We start from the raw sequence: 18,836 nt of genomic DNA on the forward strand, positions 1-18,836 counted from the left end.
CCAAGTGTACCAAATGGCAGACTTGGAGACAATTGCCGGGGGAGAAAGCTTCCATAGAGTTTTGATACTTGTACGATTGCGCGATGGAACACTCCCACTCTTGCATTGTCACGCCTCTTCCGGCCAGTCGAGCATTTGCACGGTGACGTCGCTGCCGGGCTCGACATAAGTGGTGTGCTCGGAGATGATGGCGAGGCCGTTGGCTTTGGCGAGGGACGTGAGAAGCTGCGACCCCTGCTCGCCGGTGAGCCGCGCGGTGTAGCCGTGGTCGTCGCGCTCGACGATGACGCGCACGAACTGGCGGCGGCCGTGGTTCTCCATGCCGTCCAGGAAACGGGCCGTGACGGTGGTCTTGTGTAGGTGTGTGTGGCCCTGCATGACGAGAAGCGCCGGGCGGACGAATTCCTCGAAGGTGACATAAGCCGAGACTGGATTGCCGGGCAGGCCGACCACGGGGACGCGGCGGCTGGGAGCATCGGAAGTAAGATGGATTCCCGCTTTCGCGGGAATGACGGAATCTGAGGCATTCGCGGGAGTGATGGGACCCGAAACCTCCGCGGGAATGGACCCCTCACCCTGACCCTCTCCCCCAGGAGAGGGAAGTATTCCCGATTGCGCGGGAGTGTCGGACGTACCTGCATACTCTTCGGTTGCGCTCGTGGGCTTGGCGGATGCGACCGGGTCTTCTGGTGAGCAGGGCGAAGACTGGATTCCGGCTTGCGCCGGAATGACGGATGTGTCCGTTTCTTTGTCGGGTTGCGCGCTGGCCTCAGCGGCACGTGCTGGTCCCTCAATGTGTCCGAAAGCCAGCGGCTTGCCGGGGCGCATGCGGATGCGCCAGAAATCTATTTCGCCTTCCGCGCCCAGCACGTTGCGCACGAGGTCATAGTCGCCCATGGAGACCCCGCCGATTGTCACGATCAGGTCACAATCGAGGCAGGAGAGCAGCGCCGCGCGGGTCTCTTCAACTGTGTCACCGACCACGGGCAGTCGTCGAGGAATGCCGCCATAGCGAGTGACAAGCGCTTCCAGGGCGTGGGCCGCGCTATTGCGAACTTGCCCCGGCTGCAAAGGCTGGTCAATCTCGATCACCTCGTCGCCGGTGGGGATCACGGCCACCACGGGCCGCCGGTATACTGCGACCTGTGACTTTCCCAAAGAGGCCATCACACCAATTTCGGCAGGACGCAGGCGTTGTCCTTGCAAGAGCACGGTCTCGCCGGCTTTGATGTCTTCCGCGCGAAAACGCACGTTGTCCTGGTACTCCGGAGCCAGCAGGATGCCGACGGTGGCAGGATCGCCGCTTGCGCCGGGGGGCGTGCCGAATTTCGCCCAGTCGGTGCGATCGGTATCCTCAAAAGGCACCACAGCGTCGCTCCCCGGCGGTACCGGCGCGCCGGTCATGATGCGCACGGCCTCGCCAGCCCCCAGCGGGTTAGAAGGAACTGAACCGGCGGCCAGGTCGCCAACCACGCGCAAATGGACCGGCTGCGCCTCGCTCGCCGCCTGCGTGTCGGCAAAGCGCACGGCGTAGCCGTCCATGGCCGAGTTATCGAACGCGGGCACGTCTTCGGCGCTCACCACGTCCTCCGCCAGCACGCGGCCGAGGGTGTCCATCAGGGGCACTGTCTCCGATGCAAGTGCGGAGAACTGGGAGACGATGCGCGCGAACGCTTCTTCTACGCTGAGCATGCGGTCTTTGGGCATGATGATTGCTTACCTAGTCTCGCTTAGGCTGAGTGTGTAGGAGTATCTCAGAGTGCCTCTTCTCTGCATGACGCTTGGTACTTAGCGCTCTCGGCCAAAGTGCGATCACGTGAGTGAATCCTTAGGGTCGCCAATACCAAGCGGCGGGGGACAAGCCTCCGCGCTACGGCTATGCACCCAGACCGAAAAGGTCTAGCTCCAATGCTACGAAGCAGCCTCCAAGCAGGCGGGGGACAAGCCCCCGCGCTACGACTATGCATTCGGACCGAAAGGGTCTAGCTCCAGTGCTACGAATTAGCCTCCAAGCAGGCGGAGGACAAGCCCCCGCGCTACTGAAGACAGGCTCGTCAGGATGGCCTCATTCGAGGTCAACCAGGCTCTTGCGTTGGCTGTCACTGAGTGCGCAGGGATACAGCCTATCCTTGCAGGTTGAAGACTACCAGCTTCAGGTCGGTCATTTCCTCGATGACGAACTTGGGACCTTCGCGACCCATGCCGCTTTCTTTCACGCCGCCGAACGGCATCTGGTCGGCGCGGTAGCGTGAGGTATCGTTGATCATGAGGGCGCCGATGTGCACCTGCTTGGCGGCTTTCCAGGCGGTCTCCAGGTCGTTGGTGAAGATGCCGCCCTGCAGTCCGTAGCGCGATTCGTTCGCCAGGGCAATCGCCTCGTCGATGTCGTCGAATACTGTCACGGTGACCGCGGGACCGAAAAGCTCTTCCTTGAAAATGCGCATATCAGAGCGCACGCCACTCAGCACGGCAGGCGTCACGAATTGCCCATCGCGCTCGCCGCCGCAGAGCACGTTCGCGCCGTCCGCAGCCGCTTCCTTGAGCCATGCTTCCACGCGCTCGGCGGCGCTCAGTGTGACCATGGGGCCAACATCGGTACTGTCTTCGTAGGATGGCCCGACGTGCATCTTCTCAACGTGCGGCACCAGTGCTGCGATGAACTCCGCTTCGACGTCGCGATGTACCAGGATGCGCTGGGCGGATGTGCACACCTGACCGGCGTTCATGTAGCCGCCTTGGGCCACACCTTCCGCGGCCGCTTGCACGTCAGCGGTCTTATCCACGATCACGGGTGAGTTGGCGCCCAACTCCAGCGTGGCGCGGCGGAGACCGATGCTATTGCGCAGATGTCTGCCGACCTCCGGTGAGCCGGTGAACGAATACATGGCGAAGCGCTCGTCCTGAATCAGCCACTCGCCGACTGTTGCGCCGCCACCGACCACCAGGTTGAGGTGACCCGCCGGCAGCCCGGCATCCAGGAACGCCTGGCAAATTTTCGCCGCCGTGACCGGTGTGGCGCTGGCGGGCTTGAGTACCACGGTATTGCCGGCAGCAATGGCCGGCGCGATCTTGTGCGCAACGAGAATGGCGGGAAAGTTGAAGGGCGAGATGCAGCAGATTACGCCGATGGGCTGGCGCAACGTGAACGCCAAGCGCTTCTCCGAGCCCACGGCAGCTTCCACTGGAATCTGCTCGCCGTGGATACGCTTAGCCTCTTCGGCTGCAACGAGAATTGTGCTGGCTGCGCGCGCTACCTCCATCCTCGCCTCTTTGATCGGCTTACCGCCTTCCATGCTCATGTGGTAGGCGATATCTTCGACGCGCTCCGTAAGAAGCTGAGATGCCTTGTAAAGAATTTCATAACGCTGGTAGGCTGAAAGCTCTTGTTTGTCGAAGGCGCGTTGCGCCGCTTCGATTGCCGCGTCTAAATCCGCTTGCGTCGCCTCCGGCAGTGTGGCAAATACCTGACCGTCATTAGGGCTGCGTACCTCTAACAGCTTGCCGTCGCGCCGTTCGATCCACTCTCCGTCAATGAGCAGTCCGAAGTGCTTCGGTTCCGTTGAAACCGCCATTATTTCAATCTCCTTGTCTCAGTTGTTTCATGTGCAATTTATATCACCATAGCATAGGCATTAGTATTCGTACACGCATGTCGTGACATGCCACAGAGCCATGTCATGTTGTAACTGCGGTCTCGCAGTCGCTACCAATACCTCGGACATTCCGCGGTAGGCAAGTGTTATTCCCTCACCCAGTCCCTCTTCAGAAGGAGACCTCCATCTCGGGGTAAGAAGCGAGCACTGGGAATCTCTGACACTCAGGTGGGATTGGGCTGGTGCGGCGCAGGCTGCCTCTCTCTTCGGTCATCTCTCCAAGGTGAGGTACCCGTTTTCTCCTAAAAGTACCGGGTTGGGCAGAGTTCGCCAGTGGAAAGTGGCATGCCGGCATCGGACATGGGTCTAACCACGCTCTCCAATGTGTGGCCTCTCTCGTGCGTTTGAGAACGAATGCTATTATGGGCAGTGACGATGTGCTGCAATGGCGTACAAGATCAAGGATATTGTCCGTTCGAGTAACTGCCAGATCTGAAGCGAATACGAGAGAGGAATTGAACAGTGCCACTGCTGTCATACAAGGGCGTGATGCCCCGCGTTGGCAAGAACGTGTTCATTGCGGAGAACGCCTACGTCATTGGCGACGTGGAGATCCACGACTATGCCAGCGTGTGGTATGGAGCCGTGTTGCGCGGCGACTTTGCGCCGATTGTCATTGGCTCGCACACCAGCATTCAAGAGAATTGCGTCGTGCACACCGACCACAACTTTCCATCTACGGTTGGGTCGCACGTCACGACGGGCCACACCGCCGTCATTCACGGGGCGAGCGTAGGCGACCACTGCATCGTCGGCATGGGCGCGCTGCTGCTCAACGGTGCAACTGTGGGACCGGAAAGCATCGTCGGCGCGGGAGCGGTGCTCGCGGAGGGGAAGGAGTTCGCGCCGCGATCGCTGATTCTTGGTGTCCCGGGCAAAGTGCTGCGCGAGGTTACCGAGCAGGAGATTGAACGCATTTATAGCAACGCGGAAACATACTTGGGTTACGCGCGGGAGTACTTGGTGGCACGCGGTGAATACGAGGATGACTGAGAACCGGCATTGATGCCTAGCTCTATCCGGTTGCCCTGAATCCCGTACGGACGCGTTAGCACCTGCGCCGTGAGGCGGTGGAAAATCCATGAAAGTCTCGTACCAATTTCGCGCCTGATGCTAACAACTGTACGTCGGGCAATTCCTCAAGCATTCTATTCTGTTTCAGCTTCGTGGATGGGTTCGCCACAGTGAGGGCAGACTTCCGGCTCTGCACGACGTTTCCCCATTTCTCGTGCGAAGCCGGATGCCAGAATGCCGGCTGGCAGGGCGAACATGCCGACACCCATGATGGCCACGATCGCGCCGAGAAAGCGGCCAATTGGGGTCACAGGGTAGACGTCACCGTAACCGACGGTCGTCAGGGTGGCTACGCCCCACCACATGGCTGCCGGAATGCTGGAAAACACGTCCGGCTGCGCATCGTGTTCCACAAGATAGAGAAAGCTGGAGCCGATGATGAGCAGCACGCCTGCGACGAATAGCGCCACCATCAATTCGGCGCGTTCGCTGCGCAGGACTTTGCCAAAAATGCGCATCGATTCGGAATAGCGGCTCAGCTTCAAGAAACGCAGGAGGCGGAAGAAGCGCAGGGCACGCAAGATTCGTAAGTCAATGGGCAGGAACATTGGGAGAAAGAACGGCAAGACTGCCAACAGATCGATTACGGCATGCCACGAACCGGCAAAGCGGAGGCGTCCTAAGACTGGTTGGGCATACCTGCGGTCCGTGACACACGTCCAAAGGCGCAACACATACTCCACCGTAAACACCGCGACGGAGAAGACCTCGAAGTACAGGAAGACGGTAGCGTATTGAGTCTTCACGTCATCAACGGTCTCCACAATCACCGCGATGACGTTTAGGGCAATCAATATAAACAGAAAGAGGTCGGTGAAACGGCTGGCGGTGTCGTCAGGGTGGGCGACCTCCAGAAGTTCGTAGATTCTTTGCTGAATGCGTTTCACGGTTAAGCTGTTTCCCTAGAGGTTTACTGTTCTCGTCTTGATGATAACAAGCGCCTGTTCATCGCTTGGCACTAAGTGCCACAAAGGTCGGTACGTCTGAGAAGTGCCTTATGCGTACTTGTGACGTGTTCGTACTTCACAGTCGTGTAGACTTTCCCTTGGATGCCTCCAAGAATCTGTCGATTGCCAAAGTCTTTCTGCAGGGGCTTGTCGTTAGTAAAGAGCAAACGTGCTCCACTTAGCTTCGCAAGAGCAAGGACATGCTCATCATCGGATTTGCAAATCTGCTGATCCTGCAACTCTTTAGTCGCGATTTCCACTTTATCGTCGGGAATCCTCTGCGCCCTGCCAAACAGCAATGCGGTCTGAAGCCAAGTGTTGAATGCCTTAGAATCGCTTAGTTCCCGAAGGAGCTTACCGCCTACGACAAGCTTGACGGTCCCTTTGTCACTGTTTAACCAGTTGAAGAGGAACTCTCCCGCTTGCGGCTGTTTTACTCCAAAGACTTGATCTCTAACGTTGGCGTCGATTATGGCACACATTTAGATTCCGATGGAACGTCTTGTCTCATCAATAAAGAACTGCCCGTATCCCGGCGGCGCATCCAAGACATTGCCGTCTTGGTCTATACGCAGTGAATGAATGGTCACATCAAGCTCGCCAGGTTCAAAAAATAGAATTGAAATGTCCTCTGGCTTCAGATCAGACTTCTTGTCACGAATATCCATTCGGACACGATCAAGAATGTAGTTGCTGTGGGTTTCGACAATTAGCTGACGATTTGGACCGGCAATCTTGCAAAAAAGGCTACCTAGGGCTGCTTGGGCACTGGGATGGAGATGAATCTCCGGTTGTTGCAGTAAGTACATTGATGGCGCATCTTTACGTAGTAATTCAGTGAGTAGCGGCAAAACTTGGCTGACCCCGTAGCCCACATCGATAAGATTTCTCTTAACACCTTTCAGTCGATGGCCAAACTTGCGAATTCGCACTTGGAAAGGAGAACCCTCAGTCTTGCCAAGCAGCTTGATATCTATCTCATCGAAGAGTCCTGACTCTTGGCCAAATGCTTCAAGAGCCTTTCGGAGGCGAGCCCACTCCTCATTACTTCTACTGGAGATGCCTGCAAGATATGTTGGTACGTATTCACCTTCTGGATCGCGCGATGGCCGAGTTGGGTCGTAAGTACGCTGTGGTCGAGAACGTATTGGCGCGCTGGCTACGGGGCGCTGTCCCTCGAACACGGACCACAGAGAATCATAGAGAGTCTTGGCAATTTCTCGGGATTTACCCTTAGTCTCCCTACGTCCCCATTCCTCTACAATATGCTTGAGGGGAAATAGAGCCATTTCATCCCTCAAGCTATTCGGCAATTCGAAGGGTGCCTCATTGCTAAAGTCCGGCGCACTCAAATGGAACAGATAGCTCCCATCTTTCTGTCTAGATTCCCGGAGTTCTACATTGTCCCCAAACATTGATCTAAATTCCGGAGACGGGACTGCATTGCATTCAACGAAACTGACTTCGAAGGAAAAGTGGAGCCTTCCCTTGGTGCGGGATATTCCTTTGCGATACTCGAAACCTGCTGCAAAACTGGCGGCTTGACTACCTCTCCCACCACGATTATGAGCAATGTCCTGAAATGTGCCGAGATCGAAGGGGTCCTCGCGGAAGTCCGGCAATCTATCCAAGAAGGCAGTGTCCCATAGCGCGCGAATGAGCGCTAAGAAGGACGTCTTACCCGTGCTGTTATTGCCAACGAGGAAGGTTAGGGGAGCGAGGCGCGCTGACTGCTTCTCTCTGAAGCAGCGATAGTTTTCAAGCGTGATGCGATCCATAGTTGGATTCTAGCAATCGTGCGACAGTCTAACAAGGTTCGTAGTAAGAATAGCAGCCTTGACCTTGACGAGTCGCTATGCAACGATAGTAGGCGTCCCCTTTAGTGTTTGCAATTCCCTCCCTTTGTCAATGTCGTTTCAAGAGACGCCTGCCGACCCGCCGCTCAAGCTCTTCACGCTGCAAGAAGCCAATGCCATCTTGCCGCGCGTGAGCGAAGCTGTCGCCCGTCTGCAAGAGATCTACGCTCAATTCAGACAGTATGCCGAGGGAGAGGAATATCCTCCCTCGCTGCAGCGCAGCAACGGACATCCCAGGTCGAAGTCTGCATCGTCTTTGCCGCACTTGCGCGAAATCCAAGCCTTGCGGGATGAGGCCGAGTCGTTGATCAAGGAGATCGTGGGAACGGGCGCAGTGCTGAAGGACGTCGAGCAAGGTCTGGTGGACTTCCCCGCGGAGCGCGATGGACGGGTCGTCTATCTTTGCTGGAAGCAGGGCGAGGACGACATACGCTTCTGGCATGAATTGCATACCGGCTTTGCAGGCAGACAACCCCTTTAGAAAGATGGCATAGGCCGCCATATGGAGATTCTCCGTAGACTCATCGCTGCATCGTTCCGCCACCGTGGCTTTGCCTTCCTGGCGTATGGCTCGTGGCTCATAAGTACGGCGCTGAGCTTGGTCGCACCTACGCTCTTCAAGGAAGTCATCGACAATGGCCTGGTAAAGAAAGACCTACAATTCATTGGGGTCATGAGCGGCGCAATAATTTCAGTGGCGATACTTGCGGCGCTCTTTCTCTTTGGCAAGGCATTCTTCACCGCCGCCACCTCCCAAAAGACGGGGTATGATCTGCGCTCGCAGCTCTACGACCACCTGCAACATCTTTCATTTGGTTTTCACGACAAGATTCAGGCAGGTGAGATGATATCCGTCGCCTTGAGCGATATCGAACTGGTGCAGGGATTCGGCACCCAAGCCATCATAAATATCCTCGATACCTTCCTGCGCTATGCAATTGTGCTCTCTATCATGTTCTGGCTCAGTGGCGAGCTTGCTCTCTGGTCGCTGCCGCTTCTCCCCATCTTGAGCGTGACCGCGTGGGTCTACCACAAGCGTGTGCGTCCCGCTTACGGTTGGATTCGGCAACAGCGTGAGCGTGTCGTTGTAACGTTGGAAGAAGCTATCAACGGCGCGCGCGTGGTAAAGGCCTTTGCGCGAGAATCGCACGAAAAGGCGAAGTTTGAGCGGGAGGGGCGCGAACTGGTGCGTCTCATGATGCGGGCAGTTAATCTCAATTCGACGTTCGGCCCGCTCATGAATATGGTTGCGGTTTCCGGTATTGTCATCGTCCTATGGCTTGGCGGTCGGCTCGTCATTGGAGGCGAACTGTCAATTGGCGCGCTCGTGGCATTCATCACCTACTTTCAGATGCTTGTGCAGCCGACCCAGCAACTCCCCGGCATCATGGATAGTATCGCTTCCAGTATGACGAGCGGAGAGCGCCTTTTTGGCGTGATCGACACACGTTCGCCCGTGCGGGACTTGACCGGTGCCCATGAACTTCCGCCAATCAACGGGCAAGTAACGCTGGAAGATGTCTCATTCGCATATGAGCGCGGCCACTCCGTGCTGCATGAAGTCAATCTTGAAGCCGCGTCAGGCAAGATGATTGCCATCGTGGGACCCACCGGCAGTGGCAAGAGTACGCTCCTTTACCTGATTGCGCGGTTCTACGACGTGCAGGAGGGTGCGGTCAAAGTTGACGGCCACGACGTGCGCGACGTTACGCAGGAGTCCCTGAGGGAGCAGATTGGGATCGCGCTCCAAGAGCCACTCCTCTATGCGGACACGCTGGCGAACAACATCGCGTACGGCCGGCCCGATGCCAGCATGGATGAGATCGTGGCTGCGGCCACAGCCGCCCAAGCCCATGATTTTATCACTGAGTTTGCAGAAGGCTATCAACACCGCGTTGGCGAGCGTGGGGCCGGCCTGTCCGGCGGTCAGCGGCAACGTACCGCGCTCGCGCGTACGCTGCTGCTGCGGCGGCCGATTCTCATCTTGGACGACGCCACCGCCAGCGTCGACACGGAGACGGAATACCGGATATATGAGGGCCTAAAGGAATACGCCAAAGACTGCACGATGTTCGTAGTGGCGCAACGCATCTCCACGATCAAGGATGCGGACCTCATCCTCGTCATAGAGGATGGCCGTATTGTCGACCGAGGCACGCACGAGGAACTCATCCAACGAGAGGGATTCTACGCGCGCATTTATGATATCCAGCTCAAGGATCAAGAGCGCATGGCCGCGCTTGCACGCGAGGCCGGCTGGGTCCAGAGTGATGACGGGACAGCACATGACTGAGCGTGCCAAACAGCCGCCGCCTTCCGCGAACGAAAACCGCAAGGCGCCCAACAAGCCCTCTGCAGAGCCGGTGGACGAGGAGGAGCAGGTTAAGGGTGAGATCGACTTCAAGATCATTGCCCGCCTCTTCGGTTACACGGCAGGATTCCGCTGGCAAATAGCAGGCGGGGTTATCGTCACTTTCATCTATACGGTAGCGAGCGTGCTACGTCCCTTCTTGCTCAAGCTGGCCATCGACGGTCCGCTCGCCAGTGGCGATTTGCGCGGACTTGATATTCTCGCCGTACTCTATCTCGCCGCCGGACTAGTGCTCTTTGGCGCCATGGGAGCGCGCGGCTGGATCATAAGCTGGCTGGGCCAGCAGTTGCTCTTCTCACTGCGCCAGGGCCTCTTTGAGCACCTCCAACGTCTCTCGCTGGGCTTCTACGACCGCAACCGCGCCGGGCGGATCATCACACGTGTAACAAGCGACGTGCGGGACATCAACCGTCTCGTTACGGAAGGCATCGTGAACACCGCTACGGATCTCTTCATCTTGGTGGGCATCCTTTTTGTCATGTTATACATGCACTGGCAACTGGCACTCTTCACGTTCATTGTCTTCCCCGGCCTCATTGCCGTGGCTTTCTTTTTCAAAGGCAAGACTCGCAACGCGTGGCGCGAGGCCCGTGAAGAACGCAGCGTAATGAATGGGTATTTTGCGGAGAGCATCCTGGGCGTACGCGTGACCCAAGCGTACTCTCGTCAAGTTGAGAATTTGCGCAGGTTCACGGGTTTGAGCGATCGGTACGTGAGATCTACGTTAGAGGCAAACGGACTCGCCGCGGCTTTTTCGCCAACCGTAAGCATCATAAATTCGGTCGCTATCGTAATCATCATCTGGTTTGGCGGCGTGGCAGTCGTCCAGGGCACCCTCACACTCGGGATCCTTGTTGCCTTCCTGAGTTATGTGCAGCGGTTCTTCCAGCCCCTGCAGAGCATCTCTGCGCGCTTCAACCAGATGCAGTCGGCTATGGCTGCCAGCGAGCGGGTATTTGCACTGCTGGACCAGAAGCCGGACATTGTGAACGCGCCGGATGCCCGGGCCCTGCCGGCAGTGCGCGGCCACGTCCGCTTCGAAAACGTTGCCTTTGAATACGTCGAGGGTACGCCTGTGCTGCACGGCATATCGCTGGACGCGAAACCGGGAGAGATCTTCGCCATCGTCGGACACACCGGCGCGGGGAAGACGTCCATTATCAATGTTCTCTGCCGCTTCTATGACATTCGGTCGGGCACGGTGACCGTCGACGGCTTCAATATTGGCAGCGTCACCGTCGAGAGCTTGCGCGACCAGATTGGACTCGTTCTGCAGGAGCCGTTTCTGTTTTCGGGCACCGTTAGTGAGAATATCCGTTACGGTAAGCTCGATGCTACCGATGAGGAGATCGTAGCGGTTGCCAAAGCGGTGCGTCTCCATGACTTTCTAGAGGCGCAGCCCTTCCGCTATGAAACGATGGTTGGCGAACGCGGCACGCAACTCTCCATCGGTCAGCGGCAATTGCTCTCGTTTGCGCGGGCACTCCTCGCCGACCCACGCATTCTCGTGCTCGATGAGGCTACGTCCAACGTGGATACCGAAACGGAGCAGCAGATACAGGAAGCCTTGAAAGTGCTTATGCGCGGACGGACGAGTTTCGTAATCGCCCACCGCTTGTCCACCATCCAGAATGCCAGCCAGGTGATCGTAATGGATAGGGGCAAGATTGTAGAGCAAGGCACCCACGAGGAATTGCTACGGCGGAGAGGCAGCTACTTCAAACTGTATACAATGCAGTTTGCCGACCAGGCGTAAGCGAATTATGCGAGGTATTCTGGGCAGTGTCCTAGCGCAAGGTCATTGCTGGAACCGCGCGGAAGTTTCGGGTGACTTGGTGTTCTCTCGACTGCAGCGGATACGCCATTCGAAGCGTCAGAGGGATCAGTCTCAACCCTTCCGAAGTTCGAAGAGTGAACCGGATAACCGCAATGGGCGTTGGCATAGACCGTGGCGCGAATCGTGAAGTCTTTTGCCTTGCGGCTCGCAATTCCATTTCCCATTCCCGGGGAGCTCACGCCGCCGATTCCACACCCTCGCGTTCTTGTCTTCGCAGCAGCCCGAAGACCAGCACTGCCAGCAATGTCAGCGGCACGAGGCCGGTGATGCCAAGCGGCGCCCGAATGAGAGAATCTGTGTCTAGCAGAAGGAGCAGTGGAAGTCCGGCGACGGCGTTGAGGAGGCCGTGACCGAAAGCGGCAGCCAGCACGCTGTGTGTCACCTGGCGGAGCCATGTAAAGATGACGCTCCACCCAATCGCGAACCAGACCATGAAGAGGGCGCCCAACAGCGGGTGACCGGGATAGTTGTAGCCCATGAAGATGGCCGGCGCATGCCACACTCCCCAGATGACGCCGATAAGTAAACTCGCGCGGCTCATGCCGAGCGGCGCCAACTTTGCCAGCAAGTAGCCGCGCCAGCCAAGTTCCTCACCGAGCGCAAAGAGGCTGTTGATCATTGCTGCCAGCGTAAAGGCGGTTATGATGTTGATGAACACCACCAGAATCGGATCGTTGAAGGGGTACTGTTGGTCTGCAATTTCGCTGCTCAGCGGTTCAAGGGTGGCATTGACCTCCTGAAGGCCCAGTCCAACACTAAGGCCCATCGCGGCAACGAGAAAGAGAATTACGAAGAAGTAGATGCTGACGTAGCGCTCCAGGTAGCCGCGCTGCAGGCCGAGGTCGCGCTTGGACATGGGCGTGATGTACCGGCTGCAGAATATGGCGGCTACGCCCGGTCCCCACATCGCAAGCAGAGACCCCACCGTAAAGACAAGCAAGTTCTCAAGGCCGCCCAGCAGGAAGACGATCCCCCACACTCCCCACGTCACACCGAAAGCACAACCCAAGAAAACCCCAATGCCGCGCCACTCCAGCGGGGGCTTGGGAGTGTCGTGCTCAGACTGCTGCAAAGAAGGCGGTGTTGACTGCAATGCGTCGCGTCCTATCGTTGGAGGATGGCAGGCCGTTCAATCGTCTTGCCTTGCCACTCCACTGAAATCATCGGCCAATCGGCAGAAGCGGCGGTGAGGACGTCGATCCCGCTCGCGGTTACGAGGGTTGTGTCCTCGCTCTTTACGCCCGCGATGCTCGGGTTCCACGCAAAGGCTTGATTCTCAAGAATTACCTCTTGGCTCACAGGCGACGCCTTGTAGTCGCGTGACTCGTAGCCGCACGCCCCACCCTGGTGGTGATACCGCCATTCGTCCGCATATCCGGCCTTGGTGTACTCGTTCACGGCCTCGGCAAAGACGTCGCGCGCCGGGCGGCCCGGCACCGAACCGAGGATAAAGGCTGCGTCTACCTGCGCGCAGGCGGCTGACTTTGTCCGAATCTCCTCGGGAATTTCCCCAAAGTGCACAAAGCGCGTCACTGAACAGATGAGGCCGTGTTGGCGCGCGCACAGCACAAGCATGGCGTACTTATCCAGCGACTTTGCCGTAGGGATGGGGTGCCGGTAATTGAAGATGCGCTCATCGGTCGCCACGAGCGTTAATGCCGCCTGGAGACCCTGAGCGATGGCTTTACCGGCAATTGCGCCGGCAATCGCATGTTCTGACATGCCGGGCGCGATCTCGTGGGCAACTAACTCGAGCACGTGCGCGGCAGCCCGGCCCAGCGCGCGATAACGCTTGATCTCTTCAGGCAGCAGTTGATAGCGCAGTCGCGCGATGTCACCGGGGAGCTTCTGCGCGCCCGGGATGTCGGAGTCGGCGCCGGTACGCTTGCCTTGGGCCACCGTGTTCCAGTGGACCATTTGGGCCCGGTCGGCGTGCCAGTAGGGTGCTATCGGCGTCCACTCAGGTGGCATGAGACCTTCTTCGCCTTGAAATCGCGGCATCTCAATGCGATCCGCCACCAGGGCTTTCTCATCGGCAGTGTAGATCAGGTGCGCCGCGGCATGTTCGGTGGCAACCATGATGAAGCCGTCGCGTCCGCCTGTCGCCCAGGCAAAGTTCGCCACACGCCCGAGGACGAGAGCGTCGAGACTCTGTCCCGCGAGAAATTGGGCGATGCGCTCATGTTTGGCTTCTAACTCTTCTGACATTGTTTTTCCTCTCGGTCGAAGTCTTTCTGCGGCTTGCGTTAGCTCCGTGTGTCCGGCCCGGCCGCCCGCATGGGAATCCCTCACGGCGCCTCGGCTTCTACAGCATATTGTCGTATGAATGCCCGTGCTTTCACAAGGGCACGGGAACGGTGGCTGATCCGATTCTTGTCGTTGGCCGAGAGTTCGGCCATGGTCCGGTTCCGTTCCGGCAAGTAAAACAGTGGGTCGTAGCCAAAGCCTCCGCTGCCGCGGGACTCGTTCGCGATTATCCCTGCACACTCCCCGGTCGCAGTAAACAGTACCTTATCGGCAGATGCCAGCGCCAGGACACACCGGAAGCGGGCCTTGCGCTGTGGCCAGGGTACGTTTCTGAGGTCGTCCAGCAACTTGTCGTTGTTGGCTCTTGCATCTCCTTGGGGGCCGCTGTAGCGCTTTGAGTGTACACCGGGTCTTCCATCGAGCGCGTCAACTTCGAGCCCTGAATCCTCACCCAGCACGAGGAGGTCTGTCTGCCGCGCGACAGACAGCGCTTTGTGCGCTGCGTTTTCCCGAAAGGTTGCGTACGGTTCCTCCGCAGGCAATGCTAGTCCCAGGTCGGTGGCGGTTACGGGCGATATGAAGACGTCCTGCAGGAGGTGCCGGAGTTCAACAACCTTATTGGGGTTCCCGGTCGCAAGAACTAGGAGTGGGGGTTTGGGGTTCAAAGACTTGCCTCGCCTTGCGGATTGATGGAGCCTGTTGCAGAGGGCCGATAGCTTGGATCTAGATTCGCCTTGAGTCATTGCAGGTGAGATCGGACTTTTCCAGGGCTGCAATCGTGGCACCGTGGATCGATGAGGGCTCGCCGCCGTGACAACGGCAGACTGCCCGGGTGGAGGAATTGCTTCGCACCGGTTTTCGGGGATGGCGACATATAGGAGAGGACGGGGACAGTCTCGGGCAGGGTCCGGTTGCCTGGCTAGGAAGAATTGCTGCTGAGAAGCCCCGCCATCGAGGATAACCCGGTCGTGTCATTGCTTCAGGAATGGAAACGGCAGTAATCGGACTCGCCGGCACAGCAGCACTTTACCGAGCGGGCCGCAAGATATGCCACACGCTCGCTATCTCTTGCTCCAGTTCAGTGCTCTGTTCGAGTTCTTTGCCAATTTTGTCGCAGCCGTACATCACGGTGGTGTGATCCCGGCCGCCAAGTACTCTGCCGACTTCCGGCAACGAAAGCTTGGTTTCTTCCCGCATTATATACATTGCAATCTGGCGCGGACGGACAATCGTCTTGTCGCGCTTGGGACCGACGAGGTCCGTCACCGGTACCCGGTAGTGCGTAGCAACGGCATCGAGGATCTGTTCAGGTGTAAAGGCGTCTTTCCGGACATTGAAGAGTAGACCGTCCAGGACTTCCATCGCCAAGTCCCGCGTTGGCTCTTGTTCGTTTAACTTCGCAAACGCCAAGAGGCGGGTCAGCGAGCCCTCCAACTCTCTAACGTTGCTCACGAGGTGGTTGGCTAAGAACTCAAGGACATCATCCGACACTTTCACATGTTCTTCCTCGGCTCTCTCGCTGAGGATTGCAATGCGGGTTTCCAGGTCTGGGGGCTGGATGTCAGCAATGAGACCCCACACAAAGCGGCTCCGCAAGCGTTCGGTGAGAGTCTCGATGCTCTTTGGCGGCCTATCGCTCGAAAGCACAATCTGCTTGCCGAATTCATGGTAAGCGTTGAATGTATGGAAGAATTCTTCTTGGGTCTGCTCTTTGCCGGCGAGGAATTGTACGTCGTCAATCAGGATAATGTCGGCGCTGCGGTAGCGGTCGCGAAATTCATCGATGCGTTTGTTTTGAATCGCCCGGATGAACTCGTTCGTAAAGGTCTCGCACGTGACGTAGACGATGTGGCGTTCAGTCTGCGAGTGCATTACATAATTGCTAATAGCATGGAGCAGGTGGGTCTTCCCCAGACCTGCGCCACCGTAGAGAAAGAGCGGATTGTATGCATCCGCCGGACGTTCCGCCACGGCCTGCGCTCCGGCGGCGGCCAATCGATTCCCCGCGCCGATAACAAAGCGGTCGAACGTAAATCTCTCGTTCACCATGCTTTGTGTGCCGCTACCTCGCCGCAGTTGTGTCTGCTCTAATTCCTGGGAGTCTGGCGTAGCAGCCGTCACACTGGCTGCAGGAGTGTCTTGACCCATGGCCTCCGGTACGGATGAGGACACCTCGTACACGACCGTGACCTCCCGGTTGCAAAGGCGTGCCAGTATCTGCTGCACCAGAGCGTGGTAATTCCGCTCTACCACCTCTTTGGCAAAGGTATGCGGCACACCAACTCTAACTGGAGAGCTATTGGCATCGATGAGATGCGTATTTCGGAGCCAGGCAGTGAACTGACCGCGGGGCACTTCGAGTTCAAGTTCCCCGAGAACAGTTTGCCAAAGGGTTCGTGAGTCTAAGGTGGACATTGAGCTGGGAGAGAGGAAGGGGGGTTGTATTTCTAGCTCACAATGCTACCAAATCTGCTGTGTAGGGGCAAGCAAACGTCAAGCTGCATCTTTTCCGTCGTCGTAGCGAAAGCGCGTGGACTCTGTTGCCTGACGTACGACCACCTCCTGCTACGTGTGGGATGAACGGAGCGTGACCATTTAGCTCACAGGCAACCGTGGATGCAGTTTGTACTCTGCATGTCCAACGTCTTCAACCGGGCACACAATTGGTACCGGAGTACATGCTCGGTGCGAACATACACAGGTTGAAATTCTCTATGGTCTCTGTCATAGTGAAACTAGTGGAATAGCAACTGCGGTCCTAGACGAGACAAGAAAGAGGAAGCAATGGCTGAGCCAATTACCGTGACGGATGATAGCTTTACAAGTGACGTTACAGAGTCCGCTCTGCCTGTAGTCGTAGACTTTTGGGCATCCTGGTGCGGTCCCTGCAAGATGGTTGAACCGATCGTCAAAGAGTTGGCAAATGAGCTTGAAGGCAAGGTAGTCTTTGCCAAGGTCAACACGGACGACAATTTGGAAACGCCAACGCGGCTAGGCGTTCAAGGAATACCAACTCTCATCTTCTTCAGCGGCGGCCAAGAGGTTGGGAGGGTCGTGGGCTTTCGCCCCAAAGCGCAATTGCTCAAGGCTATCGAAGCCGACCTCTTGCAGACTGCTTCTTAGGTAAGCTACTCGCAAGAGATGCACCGAATAGGAAGAAGCCGGTTGACTCGCATTTGTCAACTGGCTTCTTTGATTCAGTGGCACGGCGGGAAAACTTGACTCTGCTTGGTCGCATAGAGAAACTGATGCGCGCTAAGCTGTTTTTTTACTCACCCTGTGCAACGTCGAGGATCATGGTGTGGATCAATTGCTCGACCGGAGCCAAATCGTCGGTGAACGTCTGGGTATCTACCGTCGTGAGTTCGCGGTAATGCTCGGATGCCACTGAGAGTACTATGCGCAGCCGGTCGTCCACGTCCTGGCTGACAAGAAGGGGCTGTATGTTTTCCAGGTAGTCTTGCGGCGAGCTTGCCTGATTCGTGGCAACTACAATGCTGTTGATTGTCCCCGGAATGTCGATTATATAGACGTTTGGGAAGACCGCCTTCATCGTACCGGCAATTGTGTGCACCAAACGAAAGTCTGTCGACGTGCGCCCGACATTGATAACGGCTACCCCGTTCGGAGTCAGCCGGTCCCGCACATGTTCGAAGTACTCTTTCGTAGTCATTTGAAACGGGATGTACGGCTGCTGGTAGGCATCGGTGCCGATCAGGTCGTATTTGCGGTCATCCGTCATGAGAAAGTAGCGGCCGTCCTGCGCCACCACTTCGAGGTTTGGTTCCGTCATGTCAAAGAACTTGCGCCCGATCTCCACGATTTCGGGGTCGATCTCAACGCCGACAATCTTAATCGGCCCGTAGATCTGCGTCATTTGCTTGGGCACCGTGCCCGCGCCAAGCCCAATCATGAGAACGTGCTGCAGGTCGGCGGGTGCGACGTTGGGTGCAAAGTACGGCGCGACCAAGTAGTAGTCCCAGGGTCCGCCCGTAAGCAGTTGCTCAGGATGATAAATCGAGTGCGTCGCCTGCCCTTCATTCAGCTCGAGCAAGCGCGTGCTGTCTGCGAGCTCGATCACGCGAATGTAGTTGTACGCCGACTCCGTTTCTTCAATGACGACTCCTTCCTCCGCAGGCTTGATCGTCACTTGAGGCACAATTGCCAGCCCCACAAGCACGAGCACGAAGATAAGCGGATAGAGTCTCCTTCTACCTAAGGCGATGATTGAGAGGATGAGCAGCGTGAAGGCAAACGCGAGAAACGTGTTGCGCGTGCCGATGTTTGGGACCAGCACGAGCGTGGGCAAGAATGCGCCGAGCAAACTGCCGACGGTCGAGATTGCATAGAGCTGGCCGGCCACGCTGCCTGATTGCCGCACGTCTCCATCTTCCAGGGACAACCGGATCGCAAAGGGCGAAACACAACCGAGCAACGTAATGGGGACCGCCAGCAGGAGCAACACCACTAAGAGTGAACCCCAAAAGACGCCAAGAGAGTAGGTGGCGAATGCAACCTGGGAGTATTGCAGGATGGGGCGGGAGACAAACGGCAGCACACCAATCAGTACCGCTGCCACCGCTGTCAACTGGTAGAGCACTTCCTCCCGGGGATAGCGGTCGGCCAAACGGCCGCCGAGGTAGTAGCCTAATGTCAGGTAAAGAAGCGTAAACCCGATGACGTTTGCCCAAACGAAGAGCGATGTGCCGAAGAACGGGGCGATGAGCCGGGACAAAGCAATCTCCGTCCCTAAACTTGAAATGCCGCCCACAAAGACAATGAGGATAAGAAGAGTGCGTGAAGTTCTCGACATGTCTGCGTTTGTGGCTCCTCCCTGGCCGCAGGCCAGAA

At 57.3% G+C, this 18,836-nt stretch carries 15 protein-coding genes; 5 read left to right on the forward strand and 10 right to left on the reverse strand.

The genetic code is table 11. The features are described from left to right. Positions 1 to 108: 108 nt before the first annotated feature. Positions 109 to 1,707, reverse strand: a complete 1,599-nt coding sequence (locus tag OXE05_10655) for a molybdopterin molybdotransferase MoeA (protein ID MCY4437780.1) — start codon at positions 1,705 to 1,707, stop codon at positions 109 to 111. A 416-nt stretch (positions 1,708 to 2,123) separates the two neighbouring features. Beyond that, on the reverse strand, positions 2,124 to 3,572 hold the full coding sequence (locus OXE05_10660; protein ID MCY4437781.1) for an aldehyde dehydrogenase family protein: 1,449 nt from the start codon (positions 3,570 to 3,572) through the stop codon (positions 2,124 to 2,126). 543 nt (positions 3,573 to 4,115) lie between these two features. On the opposite strand from OXE05_10660, the gene OXE05_10665 reads away from it, so the two are divergent. Then, positions 4,116 to 4,646: a gamma carbonic anhydrase family protein gene (locus OXE05_10665; GenBank protein MCY4437782.1), complete on the forward strand. Its 531-nt coding sequence runs from the start codon at positions 4,116 to 4,118 to the stop codon at positions 4,644 to 4,646. Between the two features lie 155 nt (positions 4,647 to 4,801). On the opposite strand, the gene OXE05_10670 is transcribed toward OXE05_10665, so the two are convergent. From OXE05_10670 to OXE05_10680, 3 genes are all read right to left on the reverse strand, one after another. Continuing rightward, a complete protein-coding gene (locus OXE05_10670; protein ID MCY4437783.1) occupies positions 4,802 to 5,614 on the reverse strand; it encodes an ion transporter in 813 nt (270 codons plus the stop codon). A 71-nt stretch (positions 5,615 to 5,685) separates the two neighbouring features. Then, a complete protein-coding gene (locus tag OXE05_10675) occupies positions 5,686 to 6,156 on the reverse strand; it encodes a hypothetical protein (GenBank protein MCY4437784.1) in 471 nt (156 codons plus the stop codon). After that, positions 6,157 to 7,452, reverse strand: a complete 1,296-nt coding sequence (locus OXE05_10680; GenBank protein ID MCY4437785.1) for an AAA family ATPase — start codon at positions 7,450 to 7,452, stop codon at positions 6,157 to 6,159. Positions 7,453 to 7,582: 130 nt separating this feature from the next. On the opposite strand from OXE05_10680, the gene OXE05_10685 reads away from it, so the two are divergent. The 3 genes from OXE05_10685 to OXE05_10695 are packed head-to-tail and all read left to right on the forward strand — an operon-like array spanning position 7,583 to position 11,657. Then, the gene (locus OXE05_10685) at positions 7,583 to 8,011 is read left to right on the forward strand and encodes a DUF2203 domain-containing protein (protein MCY4437786.1); all 429 of its coding nucleotides are present in this window, start codon (positions 7,583 to 7,585) and stop codon (positions 8,009 to 8,011) included. Positions 8,012 to 8,032: 21 nt separating this feature from the next. Further along, positions 8,033 to 9,823: an ABC transporter ATP-binding protein gene (locus OXE05_10690; protein ID MCY4437787.1), complete on the forward strand. Its 1,791-nt coding sequence runs from the start codon at positions 8,033 to 8,035 to the stop codon at positions 9,821 to 9,823. Continuing rightward, positions 9,816 to 11,657 (forward strand): ABC transporter ATP-binding protein, encoded by a 1,842-nt coding sequence (locus tag OXE05_10695; protein ID MCY4437788.1) that lies wholly within the window; start codon positions 9,816 to 9,818, stop codon positions 11,655 to 11,657. Before OXE05_10690 ends, OXE05_10695 begins: the two co-directional genes overlap by 8 nt. 256 nt (positions 11,658 to 11,913) lie before the next feature. Here OXE05_10695 and OXE05_10700 read toward each other — a convergent pair whose 3' ends face one another. The 4 genes from OXE05_10700 to dnaA all read right to left on the reverse strand — a co-directional run bounded on the left by OXE05_10700 (position 11,914) and on the right by dnaA (position 16,400). Beyond that, complete coding sequence (locus OXE05_10700) at positions 11,914 to 12,831, reverse strand: CPBP family intramembrane metalloprotease (GenBank protein ID MCY4437789.1); 918 nt, start codon at positions 12,829 to 12,831, stop codon at positions 11,914 to 11,916. Positions 12,832 to 12,842: 11 nt separating this feature from the next. Continuing rightward, entirely contained in the window at positions 12,843 to 13,946 is a 1,104-nt protein-coding gene (locus OXE05_10705) for a M24 family metallopeptidase (GenBank protein MCY4437790.1), read from the reverse strand. A gap of 80 nt (positions 13,947 to 14,026) precedes the next feature. After that, entirely contained in the window at positions 14,027 to 14,650 is a 624-nt protein-coding gene (gene rdgB, locus OXE05_10710; protein ID MCY4437791.1) for an RdgB/HAM1 family non-canonical purine NTP pyrophosphatase, read from the reverse strand. Positions 14,651 to 15,011: 361 nt separating this feature from the next. Then, positions 15,012 to 16,400 (reverse strand): chromosomal replication initiator protein DnaA, encoded by a 1,389-nt coding sequence (gene dnaA, locus OXE05_10715; protein ID MCY4437792.1) that lies wholly within the window; start codon positions 16,398 to 16,400, stop codon positions 15,012 to 15,014. A 369-nt stretch (positions 16,401 to 16,769) separates the two neighbouring features. On the opposite strand from dnaA, the gene trxA reads away from it, so the two are divergent. Beyond that, a complete protein-coding gene (gene trxA / locus OXE05_10720; GenBank protein ID MCY4437793.1) occupies positions 16,770 to 17,108 on the forward strand; it encodes a thioredoxin in 339 nt (112 codons plus the stop codon). 145 nt (positions 17,109 to 17,253) lie between these two features. On the opposite strand, the gene OXE05_10725 is transcribed toward trxA, so the two are convergent. After that, positions 17,254 to 18,798 (reverse strand): fused MFS/spermidine synthase, encoded by a 1,545-nt coding sequence (locus OXE05_10725; GenBank protein MCY4437794.1) that lies wholly within the window; start codon positions 18,796 to 18,798, stop codon positions 17,254 to 17,256. Positions 18,799 to 18,836: the final 38 nt, after the last annotated feature.

The sequence above is a fragment of the Chloroflexota bacterium genome (assembly GCA_026710945.1).
Taxonomy (GTDB): domain Bacteria; phylum Chloroflexota; class UBA11872; order VXOZ01; family VXOZ01; genus VXOZ01.